The organism is Enterobacter sp. HK-058-C-ECC (genome assembly GCF_047531125.1).
Lineage (GTDB): Bacteria > Pseudomonadota > Gammaproteobacteria > Enterobacterales > Enterobacteriaceae > Enterobacter > Enterobacter quasiroggenkampii.
This window is the reverse complement of the sequence record NZ_JBLKCH010000003.1, coordinates 204296-218288: the sequence shown is the minus strand read 5'-3', so window position 1 is coordinate 218288 and position 13993 is coordinate 204296. Positions and strand designations below refer to the sequence as shown.

14 protein-coding genes, 1 tRNA gene and 1 pseudogene are annotated in these 13993 nt (G+C 55.2%); 11 read left to right on the top strand and 5 right to left on the bottom strand.

Annotated elements, in window-relative coordinates; translation table 11 throughout:
- Positions 1 to 53 precede the first annotated feature (53 nt).
- Positions 54 to 1487 (bottom strand): 6-phospho-beta-glucosidase, encoded by a 1434-nt coding sequence (locus tag ACMWJS_RS09165; RefSeq protein ID WP_414746970.1) that lies wholly within the window; start codon positions 1485 to 1487, stop codon positions 54 to 56.
- A gap of 116 nt (positions 1488 to 1603) precedes the next feature.
- Positions 1604 to 2335, bottom strand: coding sequence for a MurR/RpiR family transcriptional regulator (locus tag ACMWJS_RS09160; RefSeq protein ID WP_021242053.1), 732 nt, complete (start codon positions 2333 to 2335; stop codon positions 1604 to 1606).
- A gap of 265 nt (positions 2336 to 2600) precedes the next feature.
- On the opposite strand from ACMWJS_RS09160, the gene trhA reads away from it, so the two are divergent.
- Complete coding sequence (trhA, locus tag ACMWJS_RS09155; RefSeq protein ID WP_045335239.1) at positions 2601 to 3260, top strand: PAQR family membrane homeostasis protein TrhA; 660 nt, start codon at positions 2601 to 2603, stop codon at positions 3258 to 3260.
- An 84-nt stretch (positions 3261 to 3344) separates the two neighbouring features.
- On the opposite strand, the gene ygfZ is transcribed toward trhA, so the two are convergent.
- Positions 3345 to 4325 (bottom strand): tRNA-modifying protein YgfZ, encoded by a 981-nt coding sequence (gene ygfZ / locus ACMWJS_RS09150; protein ID WP_414746969.1) that lies wholly within the window; start codon positions 4323 to 4325, stop codon positions 3345 to 3347.
- 294 nt (positions 4326 to 4619) lie between these two features.
- Here ygfZ and sdhE point away from each other — a divergent pair, with 294 nt between their 5' ends.
- Together sdhE and ACMWJS_RS09140 are read left to right on the top strand one after the other, a co-directional pair.
- Positions 4620 to 4886, top strand: coding sequence for an FAD assembly factor SdhE (gene sdhE, locus ACMWJS_RS09145; RefSeq protein ID WP_149367670.1), 267 nt, complete (start codon positions 4620 to 4622; stop codon positions 4884 to 4886).
- Positions 4867 to 5277, top strand: a complete 411-nt coding sequence (locus tag ACMWJS_RS09140; protein ID WP_262808607.1) for a protein YgfX — start codon at positions 4867 to 4869, stop codon at positions 5275 to 5277. Before sdhE ends, ACMWJS_RS09140 begins: the two co-directional genes overlap by 20 nt.
- Positions 5278 to 5283: 6 nt before the next feature.
- On the opposite strand, the gene fldB is transcribed toward ACMWJS_RS09140, so the two are convergent.
- Positions 5284 to 5805, bottom strand: coding sequence for a flavodoxin FldB (fldB, locus tag ACMWJS_RS09135; protein ID WP_008499710.1), 522 nt, complete (start codon positions 5803 to 5805; stop codon positions 5284 to 5286).
- A 101-nt stretch (positions 5806 to 5906) separates the two neighbouring features.
- On the opposite strand from fldB, the gene xerD reads away from it, so the two are divergent.
- From xerD to lysS, 5 genes are all read left to right on the top strand, one after another.
- Positions 5907 to 6803 (top strand): site-specific tyrosine recombinase XerD, encoded by an 897-nt coding sequence (gene xerD / locus ACMWJS_RS09130; RefSeq protein WP_008499709.1) that lies wholly within the window; start codon positions 5907 to 5909, stop codon positions 6801 to 6803.
- Positions 6804 to 6831: 28 nt separating this feature from the next.
- Entirely contained in the window at positions 6832 to 7545 is a 714-nt protein-coding gene (gene dsbC / locus ACMWJS_RS09125; protein ID WP_023333302.1) for a bifunctional protein-disulfide isomerase/oxidoreductase DsbC, read from the top strand.
- Between the two features lie 5 nt (positions 7546 to 7550).
- Positions 7551 to 9284 (top strand): single-stranded-DNA-specific exonuclease RecJ, encoded by a 1734-nt coding sequence (gene recJ / locus ACMWJS_RS09120; RefSeq protein WP_069719994.1) that lies wholly within the window; start codon positions 7551 to 7553, stop codon positions 9282 to 9284.
- 90 nt (positions 9285 to 9374) lie between these two features.
- A protein-coding gene (gene prfB, locus ACMWJS_RS09115; protein WP_095908218.1) for a peptide chain release factor 2 occupies positions 9375 to 10473 on the top strand; the annotation gives its coding sequence in 2 pieces (ribosomal slippage) (positions 9375 to 9449 and positions 9451 to 10473; 1098 coding nt in all).
- 9 nt (positions 10474 to 10482) lie between these two features.
- Complete coding sequence (gene lysS / locus ACMWJS_RS09110) at positions 10483 to 12000, top strand: lysine--tRNA ligase (protein WP_021242046.1); 1518 nt, start codon at positions 10483 to 10485, stop codon at positions 11998 to 12000.
- A 37-nt stretch (positions 12001 to 12037) separates the two neighbouring features.
- Here the strand turns inward: lysS and idi are convergent, their stop codons facing one another.
- The gene (gene idi, locus ACMWJS_RS09105; protein ID WP_039265495.1) at positions 12038 to 12580 is read right to left on the bottom strand and encodes an isopentenyl-diphosphate Delta-isomerase; all 543 of its coding nucleotides are present in this window, start codon (positions 12578 to 12580) and stop codon (positions 12038 to 12040) included.
- A 163-nt stretch (positions 12581 to 12743) separates the two neighbouring features.
- On the opposite strand from idi, the gene actS reads away from it, so the two are divergent.
- The 3 genes and pseudogenes from actS to ACMWJS_RS09090 form a co-directional block, all read left to right on the top strand.
- Positions 12744 to 13487 (top strand): amidase activator ActS, encoded by a 744-nt coding sequence (actS, locus tag ACMWJS_RS09100; RefSeq protein WP_414746968.1) that lies wholly within the window; start codon positions 12744 to 12746, stop codon positions 13485 to 13487.
- An 80-nt stretch (positions 13488 to 13567) separates the two neighbouring features.
- Positions 13568 to 13641: transfer RNA gene (locus tag ACMWJS_RS09095), tRNA-Gly, on the top strand.
- 164 nt (positions 13642 to 13805) lie between these two features.
- Positions 13806 to 13965, top strand: a pseudogene (locus ACMWJS_RS09090) (Arm DNA-binding domain-containing protein); the annotation flags it as partial.
- Positions 13966 to 13993 lie beyond the last annotated feature (28 nt).

Genomic DNA, 13993 nt, shown 5'->3' with positions numbered 1-13993 from the left:
CCCGGCCTACTATGCGTGTAGGCCCGGTAAGCGCAGCGCCACCGGGCAAAAAATCACAGCGCCTCGCCGTTGCTGGCAATCACGCCCTTATACCACTCGAAGCTCTTCTTACGGGAACGCGACATGTCGCCCGTGCCGTCGTCGTGCTTGTTCACGTAGATAAAGCCGTAGCGCTTGCTGTACTGGCCGGTGGTAAACGACACGCAGTCGATACAGCCCCATGGCGTATAGCCCATCAGATCCACGCCATCGTGGGTGACGGCCTTGATCATCTCTTCCACGTGGGCACGCAGGTAGTCGATGCGATAGTCATCGTTAATGCTGCCGTCTTCTTCCACCTTGTCGTAGGCGCCGAAGCCGTTTTCCACGATAAACAGCGGCTTCTGGTAACGCTCGTACAGTTCGCACAGGGAATAGCGCAGGCCTACCGGGTCAATCTGCCAGCCCCAGTCGGAGGCCTTCACGTGCGGGTTCGGTACGCTGCCTTCGAAACCGGAAATGGCATCGCCGGTACCGCCTTCCGCTTTCACCGCGTTGGTCATGTAATAGCTGAAGCCTAAGTAGTCGCAGGTGCCTTCACGCAGGATCTGCTCGTCATCCGCTTCCATTTTGATGGAGAACCCGCGGCGCTCCCATTCGTTCAGCACGTAGGACGGGTAGTAGCCGCGCAGTTGGACATCGGTAAAGACGTAGCGCTCGCGCATTGATTCCTGGGCGAACATCACGTCTTCCGGTTTGCAGGAGAACGGATAGAGCGCCACCATCGCCAGCATGCAGCCGACTTTCATCTCCGGGTTGATGCGGCGCGCGGCTTTCACCGCCAGGGCGCTGGCCACAAACTGGTGGTGCAGGACCTGATACATGGTCTCTTCCGGATTTTCATGTTCGGTATAGACCACGCCCGAGCAGCAGTAGCCGAACAGCGGCGCGCGCCAGTTACGCTGGTTGTTGATTTCGTTGAAGGTCATCCAGTATTTGACCTTGTTTTTGTAGCGCTCGAAGACCACTTCCGCGAAGCGCACAAAGAAATCGACCACTTTACGGTTGGTCCAGCTACCGTACTCCTTCACCAGGTGCAGCGGCATTTCGAAGTGGGAGAGGGTGATCACCGGTTCGATGTTGTATTTCAGCAGCTCATCGAACATGTCGTCGTAAAACTTCAGCCCTTCTTCGTTTGGCTGCGTTTCATCACCGTTCGGGAAGATACGCGTCCAGGCAATAGACGTGCGGAAACACTTGAAGCCCATCTCGGCAAACAGCTTGATGTCTTCTTTGTAATGGCCGTGGAAATCAATCGCCTCATGATTGGGATAATATTTCCCCGGCACCACGTCCTGCGTGATTTCGCGCGGCACGCCGTGTGCGCCGCCGGTTAATACGTCGCAAATGCTTGGCCCTTTGCCGCATTTGTTCCAGCCGCCTTCAACCTGGTGAGCGGCAACCGCGCCACCCCATAAAAAATCTTTTGGTAAGGTCAATTTTTTCATCGGTGCTATTCTCAATAAATGGCTTATTGGCATCGAGTCTAGCAAAGCGAAATTAAATGTCACGATATAACAATTTACGGTAAATGTGATTTGTCACATCAAAAAAACAGGGTGTTTTATTCTGCAAGTTTCTTCGCCAGCTTACGGCCGAGAGATTCCAGAATATAGATGACGGGAATTTGCGTGGTGATATCGTAGACGCCCGCAATACGCGTCTGGGGAACGTGCCAGGAGAGATTAAAGTCCGCCAGTTTTGCGAGACGCGAGTGCTCGTGGCTGGTAATGGAGAGCACCTTGCAATGATGCAGGCTAAACTGGCTGGCGAAGCGCAGGATCTCCTCGGTCTCACCCGAGACGGAGAGCACAATCGCCAGCGCATTTTTCGCCATGTCATTGGTGACCGGGAAATAAGGGTCATCAATATGGTTACTGAATTTTCCGATATTAGAAAAGAAACGTGCGCCATATTTTGCCAGCGAGCCTGACGTTCCTGCGCCGACAAATATAATGCGTTCCGACGATAAAATAATATCGACCGCACTATCTAATAACGCGTCGAACTCTTCATTATTTACGCTTTTAAAGAAGCTGATAATTTCGCTGGCGCCGAAATTCGCCTGCTGGGGCTCGTTTTGTTCAAGATAAAGCTTAAAGCGTACGCGAAACTCCGAGTAGCCTTCGCAGTTAAGCTTGCGGCAAAAGCGCAGGATAGTGGTCGTCGAGACACCCGCCGCATCCGCCAGCTCGCGGATGGTCATGTACATGACTTTGTCACGGTTTTTAATGACATAGTTGTAGACCATCATCTCCAGGTTATTGAGACTGGCAATGGCGGAGTGGGTAAACATACTCACAATGGCATAACTCTTATTCAGACCTCATGTATCCATCATAACATGCGGCCAGACGGCAGGATCCATTTTTATGCTCTTGATTCTTAATGGTTAAATTTTAATGTGAACAAATGTTAGGTGAAAAATTCATTTATGCCTATGATTTTTAGGTATAAATCCTGAAGTGAAATTATTTTAGCTAACAGGTGTTCACTGGAATCATTCTCAGTTAGCATAGTGATGCGATGAATAATCATCTTTTGTTTTCCCGGAGTTTTGTATGGTGAGTAGACCATTAATCGCACAGGGATATTCGCTGGCTGAGGAAATAGCCAACAGCATCAGCCACGGCATTGGCCTGGTGTTTGGGATTGTCGGTTTAGTGTTATTGCTGGTGCAGGCGGTCGATGCCAATGCCAGCGCAATGGCTATTACCAGCTACAGCCTGTATGGCGGGAGCATGATCCTGCTGTTCCTGGCCTCGACGCTGTATCACGCGATCCCGCATCAGCGGGCCAAGATGTGGCTCAAGAAGTTTGACCACTGCGCTATCTACCTTCTTATTGCAGGCACCTACACGCCGTTTCTGCTGGTGGGACTCAACTCACCGCTGTCGCGCGGCCTGATGATTGTTATCTGGAGCCTGGCGCTGCTCGGGATCCTGTTTAAGCTCACCATCGCGCACCGGTTTAAGGTGCTGTCGCTGGTCACCTATCTGACCATGGGCTGGCTGTCGCTGATCGTGGTGTACCAGCTGGCAATCAAACTGTCGATAGGGGGCGTAACGCTTCTGGCCTTAGGCGGCGTGGTGTATTCGCTCGGCGTCATTTTCTACGTCTGCAAGCGTATTCCGTACAACCATGCCATCTGGCACGGCTTTGTGCTGGGCGGCAGCGTGTGCCACTTTTTGGCGATTTATTTGTATGTGGGGCAGGCGTAGTTTTTTGTCGGGTGGCGGCTTCGCCTTACCCGACCTACGGGATAAGTAGGCCCGGTAAGCGCAGGGCCACCGGGCGATACAGCATCACTCTTCCAGTGAATAGGGCAGAGGCTCGATGCTCAGTGTGTTCACATCGTCACGCACGCGGAACACGCTGTCCGCTTCCATGTCGTTGTTCATAACGGCCTGCACCAGAAGACGTCCATCATCCAGCTGTACGGCGGCTAATACGGTGCCGGTACGGCGCCAGTTTTCACCCATCTTCAGCTCTAAATCTTCCCCTGCTTCAGGTACGCGGCTGGCATGGCCCGCGAGTGTCCATAACGCGCGTTTGTTTGCCCCGCGGAATTTCGCACGTGCGACCATCTCCTGGCCGGTGTAGCAGCCTTTTTTAAAGCTGATGCCGCCCAGCGCCTGCAGGTTCGTTGCCTGAGGAATAAACTGCGCGCTGTTTGCGACGTCAATGATCGGCAGACCCGCTTCGATGTTCAGCGCCAGCCACTGCTGACTGTTGTTAAGCTGCGCTTCGCCGCGCAGCGCCTCGGTGACGCGCTCGGCGGTTTCAGCATCGGTGACTAACAGAAAACGCTCAGCCGGGTGTTCAAACCACAGGATAGAGGTGGCACCTTCGCTGACGAGCTGCTTTTCGGCATCCGGCAGTTCGCTGAACAGATTTTTCAGCGCCGCACGCGCCTGGAAGCCGGCCACACCCAGCAGGACATGTTCGTCGTCCGGGGCGATAGTGACTTTGGAGAAGACCGCGTATTTTTTCAGCTCTTTGAGCTGGGCGTCACGCAGGCTGCGGCGCTCAATAAAGGCAAAACCGTCCTGACGGCGGAACAGACGCAGGTTGCTCCACATTTTGCCTTTTGGGTCGCAATGGGCGGCCAGCAGGTGCTGGTGTTCGGTCATCTGACTGACGTCGGCGGTCACCTGGCCCTGCAGATATTTTTCGGCGTCGGCACCGGTGAGCGTCGCCAGCGCCCAGTCATCAAGAGAAATAAGCGTCAGCGGCAGACGCGCAGAGGCGGCGGGCTGGCGAGGAGAAAATGGTGTAAAGGCCATAACGATATCCTGAATTGCTTAACGCTTTGATAATGCCTAATGGTAAAAGAGCCTGCAGGCAATGCAAGCGCTTTCAACAGGCCATTTGTGCCATAAACCGGTTGTGCGTAACACCACGCAAAATAATGTAATCCGCTGTCTTTGTAGGGATTATTCTGGAAGCCTGCTCGTCGATCGCAATATTCCAGTAATGAAACGCTCAAAAACACGTTACACTAGCTGGTGTCCCCGTAGAGAAATAAAGAACACTGAATGGGGTACCGACTGTGCCAAACGTAATGCAGGAAACTGAACATGGATATTAACAACAAGGCCCGTATTCACTGGGCGTGCCGTCGCGGCATGCGTGAACTTGATATTTCCATCATGCCTTTCTTCGAATATGAGTATGACACCTTAAGCGATGATGATAAGCATCTGTTTGTTCGCTTGCTTGAGTCTGACGATCCGGATTTATTCAACTGGCTGATGAACCACGGCAAACCCGCCGACACCGAGTTGCAACGGATGGTGCAATTAATTCAAACACGGAATCGGGAACGTGGTCCTGTGGCAATCTGATCTTCGCGTCTCGTGGCGCTCGCAGTGGATGTCTTTGTTGCTCCACGGCCTGGTTGCGGCCTTTGTGTTACTGATGCCGTGGCCGCTGAGCTATACGCCGCTGTGGCTGCTGTTACTCTCGTTTGTCGTGTTTGACAGCGTACGCAGCCAGCGTCGCATTAATGCCCGTCAGGGAGAGATCAAGCTACTGATGGATTCCCGCCTGCGCTGGCAGGGAAAAGAGTGGGATATTCTCGGTATGCCCTGGATGCTCAACAGCGGCATGATGTTACGGTTACGCAAGGTGGACGGCGGGCGTTGCCAGCATCTTTGGCTGGCGGCTGACAGTATGGATGCTGCCGAATGGCGAGACCTGCGCCGGATGCTGTTGCAACAGACGACGCAGGGGTAATGCGCGTTAGCTAAACTTTTCTGCCATTTCGCCCAGAATCTGCTCGCACCAGGTTTGCAGGCGTTCATCGCTAAGATCGTACTGGTTGGTTTCATCCAGCGCGAGCCCAACAAACAGCTCGCCGTCGGCAATAATCGGCTTTTTACTGGTGAACTCGTAACCTTCGGTTGGCCAGTAGCCGATGAAAGACACCCCTTTCGGCGCCAGCTTGTCGTGCAGCATGCCGAGCGCGTCCAGGAACCACTCCCCGTAACCCAGCTGATCTCCCATGCCGTACATGGCAATGATTTTGCCGTCGAGATTGACTGAATCGAGTTGATCCCAGATGGCTTCCCAGTCTTCCTGTATCTCACCAAAATCCCAGGTTGGGATGCCTAGGATCAGTACATCGTACTGTTCCATCAGCGCGACCGCGTCATCTTTCAGGTTATGCAACGTCACCAGTTCCGGGCCAATGATGTCGCGAATTTTCTCTGCCGCCATTTCGGTGTAGCAGGTGCTGGAACCATAGAACAGACCAATATTCATCGCGTAACTATCTCAATTCTTGCGTTGACTTTGCGCGTAGTGTACCAGAAACCGGTCACAATCAGGCATAATGACCTGACTGCAGAATCAAAGGGGCTGATGTGGAAAAGGATCTCGCACTCGTTGAACAGTTTCTCGACGCGCTGTGGCTGGAAAAAAATCTGGCCGAGAATACGCTCAGCGCCTATCGGCGCGATCTTACCATGCTGGTGGAGTGGCTGGCCCGTCGGCAGCTCTCGCTGGCGAGCGCGCAAAGCGACGATCTGCAGGCACTGCTCGGTGAACGTGTCGAAGGGGGCTACAAAGCGACCAGTTCTGCGCGCTTGCTCAGCGCCATGCGTCGGCTGTTCCAGCATCTCTACCGTGAGAAGATCCGCGAGGACGATCCCAGCGCGCTGCTGGCATCCCCAAAACTTCCGCAGCGGCTGCCGAAAGATCTCAGCGAAGCACAAGTTGAGAGATTATTACAGTCACCAGCAGTTGACCTGCCGCTGGAGTTACGCGATAAAGCCATGCTTGAGCTATTGTATGCTACCGGCCTGCGCGTTTCGGAACTGGTTGGCCTGACGATGAGCGACATCAGCCTGCGTCAGGGCGTGGTGCGCGTCATCGGTAAAGGAAACAAGGAAAGGCTGGTTCCGCTGGGCGAAGAGGCGGTTTACTGGCTGGAAACGTATCTGGAGCACGGTCGCCCATGGCTGCTCAACGGCGCGTCTATCGACGTTCTGTTTCCGAGCCAGCGCGCACAGCAGATGACGCGGCAAACGTTCTGGCATCGCATCAAGCATTACGCCACACTGGCCGGTATCGACAGTGAAAAGCTTTCGCCGCACGTATTGCGTCATGCCTTCGCGACGCATCTGCTCAACCACGGCGCGGATTTACGCGTGGTGCAGATGCTGCTGGGACATAGCGATCTTTCCACGACGCAAATTTACACCCATGTCGCGACGGAACGCCTGCGGCAGCTACACCAACAGCACCACCCTCGTGCGTGAGTGCCGACGAATTGTAACAGGATCAACTATGAAAAAGAGTTTCGCGCTGTTCACCCTGCTGGCAGCCTCCTTTACCGGTTTCGCCCATGCTGACGACGCCGCTATCAAACAGTCGCTCGCTAAGCTTGGCGTCACCGGCAGCGATATTCAGCCAGCACCGGTCGCCGGAATGAAAACGGTACTGACCAACAGCGGCGTGCTGTACGTCACCGAAGACGGCAAACACATTATTCAGGGGCCAATGTACGACGTGAGCGGCGCGCAGCCGGTCAACGTGACCAACCAGCTGCTGATGAAAAACCTGAACGCGCTCGAAAAAGAGATGATCGTCTATAAGGCGGCGCAGGAAAAACACGTCATTACCGTCTTCACCGACATCACCTGCGGCTACTGCCACAAGCTGCATGAAGAGATGAAAGATTACAATGCGCTGGGTATTACCGTGCGCTATCTCGCCTTCCCGCGCGCGGGCGTACAGAGCCAGCCAGAGCAGGACATGAAGGCCATCTGGTGTGCGAAAGACCGCAACAAAGCCTTTGATGATGCGATGAGCGGAAAAGAGGTTAAGCCAGCCTCCTGCGATATCGACATTGCTAACCACTACGCGCTGGGCGTGCAGTTTGGCGTGAGCGGTACGCCAGCGATTGTCCTGAGCAACGGGTATGTCGTTCCGGGCTATCAGGGACCAAAAGAGATGAAAGAGTTCCTCGACGCGCACCAGAAACAGGTTAGTGGTAAATAATCCGCGTGAAAGCCCCGATAAAATTGCGCCGCCGCGAGGCGGTTGAACCGGTTGATTTACCGGACGATCTCCCGCCGCTGCTGAAGCGCCTCTACGCCAGCCGCGGCGTGCGTCGCGCTGAAGATCTTGAACGCAGCGTGAAAGGGATGCTGCCCTGGCAGCAGCTGAACGGCATCGAAAAAGCCACTGAAATGCTCTACCACGCCCTGCGTGAGGGCACGCGCATCGTGGTGGTAGGGGATTTCGACGCCGACGGCGCCACCAGCACCGCGCTGAGCGTGCTCAGCCTGCGCGCGCTGGGCTGCGATAACGTCACGTATCTGGTGCCGAACCGTTTTGAAGACGGCTACGGACTCAGCCCGGAAGTGGTCGATCAGGCCCACGCCCGCGGTGCTCAGATGATCATGACCGTCGATAACGGGATCTCTTCCCATGCGGGGGTTGATCATGCCCACGCGCTGGGGATCCCGGTGCTGGTTACCGATCACCATCTCCCCGGTGAAACGCTGCCTGCCGCCGAGGCGATTATTAACCCCAACCTGCGCGACTGTGATTTTCCGTCGAAATCCCTTGCGGGCGTAGGCGTGGCGTTTTATCTGATGCTGGCGTTGCGTACCCTGTTACGCGACAAGGGCTGGTTCGAATCCCGCGGTATTGCCGTACCAAACCTGGCCGAATATCTCGATCTGGTGGCGCTGGGTACCGTCGCTGACGTGGTCCCGCTCGATACCAATAACCGTATTTTGACCTGGCAGGGCTTGAGCCGTATCCGGGCAGGCAAGTGCCGCCCGGGGATCAAGGCGCTGCTGGAAATCGCCAACCGCGACCCGCTCAAGCTGGCGGCAAGCGATTTGGGCTTTGCCCTCGGGCCGCGCCTGAACGCGGCCGGAAGACTGGACGATATGTCCGTTGGCGTCGCGCTGCTGCTGTGCGACAACATTGGTGAAGCGCGCGTGCTGGCCAACGAGCTGGACGCCCTGAACCAGACACGTAAAGAGATTGAGCAGGGGATGCAGGCCGAAGCGCTGACCCTGTGTGAAAAACTGGAGCGCAGCGGCGATACGCTGCCGGGCGGCCTGGCGATGTACCATCCCGAGTGGCATCAGGGCGTGGTCGGCATTCTGGCGTCGCGCATCAAAGAGCGCTTCCACCGCCCGGTGATCGCCTTCGCCCCCGCGGGCGACGGCACGCTGAAAGGCTCTGGCCGCTCGATTCAGGGTCTGCACATGCGCGACGCGCTGGAGCGTCTCGATACGCTGTATCCGGGCCTGATGATCAAGTTCGGCGGCCATGCGATGGCGGCAGGCCTGTCGCTGGAAGAGGCGAAATTCGACGAGTTTCAGCGCCTCTTCGGCGAGCTGGTTACCGACTGGATTGACCCGGCCCTGCTGCAGGGTGAAGTGGTGTCCGATGGCGAGCTTTCACCGCTTGAGATGACGATGGACGTGGCGCAAATGCTCCGCGATGCCGGTCCATGGGGGCAGATGTTCCCGGAGCCGCTGTTCGACGGCCGTTTCCGCCTGCTGCAGCAGCGCATCGTCGGCGAGCGTCATCTGAAGGTGATGGTGGAACCGGTCGGCGGCGGCCCGCTGCTGGACGGCATTGCCTTTAACGTTGACACGACGGTGTGGCCGGACAACGGCGTGCGCGAGGTCGAGCTGGCGTACAAACTGGACATCAACGAGTTTCGCGGTAACCGCACCCTTCAGATCATCATCGACAATATCTGGCCAATTTAGCGGCAGTAATCTCTATAAAAAAGGGCGTGGATTCGGTACAATCCCGCTCTTATCACCGCATTTTGACAAGTCCATAAAAGAAAACAGACCATGTTTGAAATTAATCCGGTAAAAAACCGTATTCAGGACCTCACGGAGCGCTCTGACGTTCTTAGGGGGTATCTTTGACTACGATGCCAAGAAAGAGCGTCTTGAAGAAGTAAACGCCGAGCTGGAACAGCCGGACGTCTGGAACGAACCTGAACGCGCACAGGCGCTGGGTAAAGAGCGTTCCTCTCTCGAAGCTATCGTAGATACGCTGGATCAAATGGCCCAGGGGCTGGAAGATGTTTCCGGTTTGCTGGAGCTGGCCGTCGAAGCCGACGACGAAGAAACCTTTAACGAAGCCGTAGCAGAACTCGACGTGCTGGAAGAGAAGCTGGCGCAGCTTGAATTCCGTCGCATGTTCTCCGGCGAATACGACAGCGCTGACTGCTATCTCGATATTCAGGCAGGTTCTGGCGGTACCGAAGCGCAGGACTGGGCCAGCATGCTGATGCGTATGTATCTGCGCTGGGCCGAAGCGCGCGGCTTCAAAACCGAAATTATCGAAGAGTCTGAAGGTGAAGTGGCCGGTATTAAATCCGTCACCATCAAGATCATCGGTGATTATGCCTACGGCTGGCTGCGCACTGAAACTGGCGTTCATCGCCTGGTGCGTAAGAGCCCGTTCGACTCCGGCGGCCGTCGTCATACCTCCTTCAGCTCCGCGTTTGTTTACCCGGAAGTTGATGAAGATATCGATATCGAAATCAACCCGGCGGACCTGCGTATCGACGTTTATCGCGCATCCGGCGCGGGCGGCCAGCACGTTAACCGTACGGAATCGGCGGTGCGTATTACCCACATTCCAACCGGGCTGGTAACGCAATGCCAGAACGACCGTTCCCAGCATAAGAACAAAGACCAGGCCATGAAGCAGATGAAAGCGAAGCTTTATGAGCTGGAGATGCAGAAGAAAAATGCAGAGAAACAGGCGATGGAAGACAACAAGTCTGACATCGGCTGGGGCAGCCAGATCCGTTCTTACGTCCTTGATGACTCCCGCATCAAAGACCTGCGTACCGGGGTTGAAACCCGCAACACGCAGGCGGTGCTGGACGGCAGCCTGGACCAATTTATCGAAGCAAGTTTGAAAGCAGGGTTATGAGGAACCAACATGTCTGAACAACAAGCACAGGGCGCTGACGCGGTAGTCGATCTTAACAACGAACTGAAAACCCGCCGCGAGAAGCTGGCAGCGCTGCGCGAGCAGGGCGTGCCGTTCCCGAACGATTTTCGTCGTGACCACACCTCAGACCAACTGCACGCTGACTTCGACGCGAAAGAGAACGAAGAGCTGGAAGCGCTGAACGTTGAAGTGGCCGTTGCGGGCCGCATGATGACCCGTCGTATCATGGGTAAAGCCTCCTTCGTGACCCTGCAGGACGTTGGCGGCCGTATCCAGCTGTACGTTTCCCGTGACGATCTGCCGGAAGGCATCTACAACGAGCAGTTCAAGAAGTGGGACCTGGGCGATATCCTGGGCGCAAAAGGTAAACTGTTCAAAACCAAAACCGGTGAACTGTCTATCCACTGCACCGAGCTGCGTCTGCTGACCAAAGCCCTGCGCCCGCTGCCGGACAAATTCCACGGCCTGCAGGATCAGGAAGCGCGCTATCGTCAGCGCTACCTGGATCTCATCTCTAACGATGAATCCCGCAAGACCTTCAAAATTCGCTCCCAGATAATGGCCGGTATCCGCCAGTTCATGGTCAACCGCGACTTTATGGAAGTGGAAACCCCGATGATGCAGGTGATCCCTGGCGGCGCGTCTGCGCGTCCGTTCATCACCCATCACAACGCCCTGGACCTGGACATGTACCTGCGTATCGCGCCGGAACTGTACCTGAAGCGTCTGGTGGTTGGTGGTTTTGACCGCGTGTTCGAAATCAACCGTAACTTCCGTAACGAAGGGATCTCCGTTCGTCATAACCCAGAGTTCACCATGATGGAACTCTATATGGCGTATGCGGATTACAAAGATCTGATCGAGCTGACCGAATCCCTGTTCCGTACGCTGGCGCAGGATATTCTGGGCACCACGCAGGTCCCTTACGGTGAAGAAGTCTTCGACTTCGGCAAGCCGTTCGAAAAACTGACCATGCGCGAAGCGATCAAGAAGTACCGTCCGGAAACCAATATGGCCGATCTGGATAACTTCGATTCTGCGAAAGCGATCGCCGAAAGCATCGGTATCAAGGTTGAGAAGAGCTGGGGTCTGGGCCGTATCGTGACCGAGATCTTCGAAGAAGTGGCCGAAGCGCACCTGATTCAGCCGACCTTCATCACCGAATACCCGGCTGAAGTCTCTCCGCTGGCGCGTCGTAATGACCAGAACCCGGAGATCACTGACCGCTTCGAATTCTTCATCGGCGGCCGTGAAATCGGCAACGGCTTTAGCGAGTTGAACGATGCGGAAGACCAGGCTCAGCGCTTCCAGGATCAGGTTGATGCGAAAGCGGCAGGCGACGACGAAGCGATGTTCTTCGACGAAGACTACGTGACCGCGCTGGAGCACGGCCTGCCACCAACGGCGGGTCTGGGGATTGGTATCGACCGTATGGTGATGCTGTTCACCAACAGCCACACCATCCGTGACGTGATCCTGTTCCCGGCGATGCGCCCGGTGAAGTAAGGCGTTAAGATGTAAAAAAGCCCCGAAAGGGGCTTTTTTATTGCGCCGCGAAGGCTTTGAGTTTTTCGCGGGCGGTTGTCGCTTCCATGACCATCCACGGGCTAAAGGCCCAGGGCGTCGCGTCCAGCGCGCGGAATAGCGCGTCCAGCTCAACCCACTGATAGTCCATCACTTCATCTTCGTTTATCGTCACGTCATTGGTGATGCGGGCGGCGAACACCGGGCAAATTTCGTTTTCCACGATCCCGGATGGGTCGGTTTCCCGATAGCGAAATTCAGGGGCGACGGCGGTGATATCGGTCAGTTCTGCGCCCACTTCAAAGCGGCAGCGGCGGATTATCGCCTGGACTGTCTCTTCACCCGACTGCGGGTGGCCGCACACGGAGTTGGTCCAGACGCCGGGCCAGGCTTTTTTGCTTAAGGCGCGTCGGGTGATCAGACATTCGCCTTTTGCGTTAAAAAGCCAGGAAGAGAACGCCAGATGCAGCGGGGTATGTAACGTGTGCGCGGCATACTTTTCCTGAGTGCCAATCACCATTCCCTGGTCGTTTACCAAAATAACGTGTTCTTGAATACTCATTGATGCTCCAGTGCCAAAATGCCGAGTGGTTCAGCACCATCAGCCGAAGCATTATACTGCATTCTTATACGAACGGTTTGGCTCGTAGAGCGGAAAAGGGCATGACCCCTGTTCGTTTTGGCTGTTATCATAGTGCGCCATTCACGCTGACCGAGGATCTGTTTTGTTTGCAGGAAGCCTGACGAGAAAACCCCTTACCGCTATTTTTTGCCTGACGCTGACGCTATTACTGGCGGGCTGTTCAGGGAGCAAATCTTCGGATACGGGAAGCTATTCCGGTTCGGTCTACACCGTCAAACGTGGGGACACTCTGTACCGGATTTCGCGCGCAACGGGGACCAGCGTGAAGGATCTGGCGCGGCTGAATAACCTCTCGCCGCCCTACACCATCGAGGTGGGGCAGCAGCTGAAGGTTAGCGGCGGATCGTCCGCGGGCAAAAAGCCCTCTTCGAAAGGCAAAACCGCCAAAGTGACGCCGTCTTATCAGGTGCCGCAATCGTCATGGCCGCCGGTTGGACAGCGCTGCTGGATTTGGCCTGCCAGCGGTAAAGTGGTCGCCCCTTACTCACTCTCTGAAGGTGGCAACAAGGGTATTGATATCGCCGCTGCGCGCGGTACGCCGGTTTATGCCTCCGGCGCGGGGAAAGTGGTTTATGTGGGTAACCAGCTTCGCGGCTACGGTAACCTGATTATGATTAAGCATGGCGAAGACTACATCACGGCCTATGCGCACAACGACACGATGCTGGTCAACAACGGGCAGAACGTCAAAGCCGGGCAGAAGATTGCCACCATGGGCAGCACCGGTACGGATTCAGTGAAGCTGCATTTCCAGATCCGCTATAAGGCGACGGCCATCGATCCGCAGCGCTATCTTCCTGCGCCCGGCAGCAAACCGAAGTGCTAAGTGATTATTTAATCGCCGGTTAGTTTTGAAGAGGCTTGTATGAAGGTGCGTAAGGTCTATAATGCCTTACGCACCTCAAAGCGGGCGTAGTTCAATGGTAGAACGAGAGCTTCCCAAGCTCTATACGAGGGTTCGATTCCCTTCGCCCGCTCCAAACAAACCTTTCTCAAGTTCTCCGCACCTCTACAAAACCCAGTAATCATAAGCCTCTCAGACTGATTTGATAATTCCAAACTCTACATGGTTCTAGTTAAATCTACACATACAGTTGTATAGTAATGTGTATAGGCGGTTCGCCATCATTCGGAACTATACACAATGCCACTTACTGACCTTGAAATCAGATGTTCTAAGCCGCGTGAGAAGCCCTATACGCTTAGTGACGGTAACGGCCTGTCGTTGCTTATTGAACCTAACGGATCTAAAGGGTGGCGGTTTCGATACCGCTTCGATGGCAAGCCCAAAATGCTGTCATTAAGTAGTCGGCAGACGGTTTATGACTGGGT